The 2,593-nt window shown below is 47.6% G+C and carries 2 protein-coding genes; one reads left to right on the forward strand and one right to left on the reverse strand.

The features are described 5' to 3' along the window. Positions 1-1,796: ATP-dependent zinc metalloprotease FtsH (ftsH, locus tag CCU_RS06075; RefSeq protein WP_208896360.1), on the reverse strand; the 1,796-nt coding region annotated here is incomplete at its 3' end. Positions 1,797-2,058: 262 nt separating this feature from the next. Between ftsH and CCU_RS06080 the strand changes: the two genes are divergently transcribed. After that, positions 2,059-2,593, forward strand: a 535-nt coding sequence (locus CCU_RS06080) for a hypothetical protein (protein WP_208896036.1), incomplete at its 3' end; no start/stop codon positions are given.

The following is a 2,593-nucleotide window of genomic DNA, read 5'->3' on the forward strand; positions in this document are numbered from 1 at the left end:
TCAACATTTTGTTCAGCATTTTCAACTCTGTTGAATATCTCCATGAACTCCTGGCCTGTTATCGACTCCTTCTCTATCAGATACTGTGCGATGGCATCCAACGCATTCATGTGCTCTGAGAGAAGCTTCTTGGCCTCATCATATGCCTTCTTGAGCTGATTCCTAATCTCCTCATCGACCTTTGCAGCAGTCTTGTCTGAACACTGGAGCACTGCATTTCTGTCGAGATATTTTCCCTGAACAGTCTCAAGCTGCATGAGTCCGAACTTGTCTGACATTCCGTACATGGTTATCATCGCTCTCACTGTCTTGGTCGCCTGCTCTATATCATTTGCCGCGCCGGTGGTCACTGACTCGAATTTCAATTCCTCTGCAGCTCTTCCGCCGAGGGTCGTCACAATGTTCGCCTCAAGCTCAGCCTTGGTCTCCATATACTTCTCTTCCTCAGGCACCTGCCATACATATCCCAGAGAACCCATCGTTCTAGGAACTATTGTAATTCTCTGAACAGGCTCAGTGTGCTTCTGGAGAGCAACCAGAAGAGCATGTCCAACTTCATGATATGCAACGACCTTCTTCTCCTGGTCGCCGAGCAGCTTGCCCTTCTTCTCTTTTCCTGCAAATACAAGCTCCACCGCACCAATCAGATCAGCCTGTGAAACCATGCTCCTTCCGGATCTGACCGCAGTGAGCGCCGCCTCGTTTATTATATTGGCGAGATCTGCTCCAACCGCACCTGCTGTGGCAAGCGCAAGCTCACGGAGATCCACAGTCTCATCCATCTTGACATTTCTGGAGTGTACCTTCAGCGTGTCTATTCTACCCTGAAGATCCGGCTTCTCAACTATTACTCTTCTGTCAAATCTTCCCGGTCTCAGGAGTGCCTTGTCAAGTGTCTCCGGCCTGTTGGTCGCAGCCAGTATCACTATTCCCTTGGATGTGTCAAATCCATCCATCTCGGCAAGAAGCTGGTTCAGTGTCTGTTCTCTCTCCGAATCACCGCCCCTCACGCTGTCTCTGCTCTGGCCTATGGCATCTATCTCGTCTATGAATATTATACAAGGAGCCATCTCAGATGCCTGTTTGAACAGGTCTCTGACTCTCGATGCTCCGACTCCCACGTACATCTCCACGAAGCTTGATCCCGACATGGAGAAAAATGGCACGTTTGCCTCTCCGGCAACAGCCTTTGCCAGAAGTGTCTTTCCGGTTCCCGGAGGGCCGACCAGCAGTGCTCCCTTTGGAAGCTTTGCACCTATAGCCATATACTTCTTAGGGTTGTGAAGGAAGTCGACCATCTCAGTCAGGGATTCCTTTGCCTCATCCTCTCCTGCAACATCTGCAAATGTGACTCCGGTCTTCTTCTCCATATATACCTTGGCGTTTGATTTGCCAAAGCCCATCATTCCGCTCCGCCTTGTCACTAACGAGAGGAACAGATAGAATGCAGCTATCATGACTACATATGAGAGTATCGTTCCGACCATGGCTGAACCGCTCTCGTCTTTGCCCTTGTATGTTGTGGCATACTTCTCATGGGCTGTCTTAAGTCTGTCTGCCAGCTTATCGTCGCTTATCCTCACTGTCACATAGGTGTTCTTATCCAGAGTGCCGTCAGACTCCTTTGAGGTAAATCTGATCTTTTTGGCATATATCTCCGCATTGTCCACCTCTCCCGAATCCAGCATCTCCACAAATCCGCTGTACGGGATCTCTTTTTTCGTTCCATTTGTGATCTTGTCATATGCTCTCCAGCACAGCAGTGTCAATATCACCGAGATGACAAGCAGAACCATGACATTCCTGTTTTTGCCTTTGTTGCCATTATTCTTGTTGTCGTCATTCTTGTCGTTTTGTTCTTTGTTGTAATCGTTATTCAACACGTTTCTCCTTTTACTCTGATATGGATATCCCATTTATCCATCTATGACTTTACCGCCTAACAAATTATAAGTCAAGTAAACTGTTTGTATGAAATTGTCTTTATTGACATTACGGGGGCTCCGGGGGTACACTTTTTTACAAATTGACAAATATATTCTATATGGGAGGGCTGCAATGCCGGGATACATAATACACCTGTGCGAGGGCAGATACATCGCAGATAAACTTCATATTTCAAAGGAATCCCAGCCGGAGCTGCTGAATGATTTCCTGCTGGGCTGCGTTCTTCCAGATGCGGTTATGGACAAAGCCCTGACACATTTCAGGCCGGAATGGCAGAACGATCTCATAACAAAATATCCGGACATCGATCACATATTGTCAGAATATCCAGTGGAAGCTATGACACCTGCCGACCTTGGCATACTTGCCCATCTCATGATGGACGCCGCCTATGTGGAGGAATTCTGGCCGCAATATTTTCAGTTTGAGGCAGGCGATAACACTCCCACCTGTGTGACACGCGACATAGACCATGTCCGAATGCACGAGCTCAGCATGCAGCCGGAGGGAAGGTGCATCCCATTCCGGGATTTCTTCTCAGAACAGTTTTTCTACGGTGATTACAATGTGACAAATCCATTGTTTATCAGGGATTTCTCACCGATCATACCGAAGGTTTCATCACCTGATATGACCATAAAAAAAA

Origin of the sequence: Coprococcus sp. ART55/1, from assembly GCF_000210595.1 — a bacterium.
GTDB lineage: Bacteria > Bacillota > Clostridia > Lachnospirales > Lachnospiraceae > Coprococcus > Coprococcus aceti.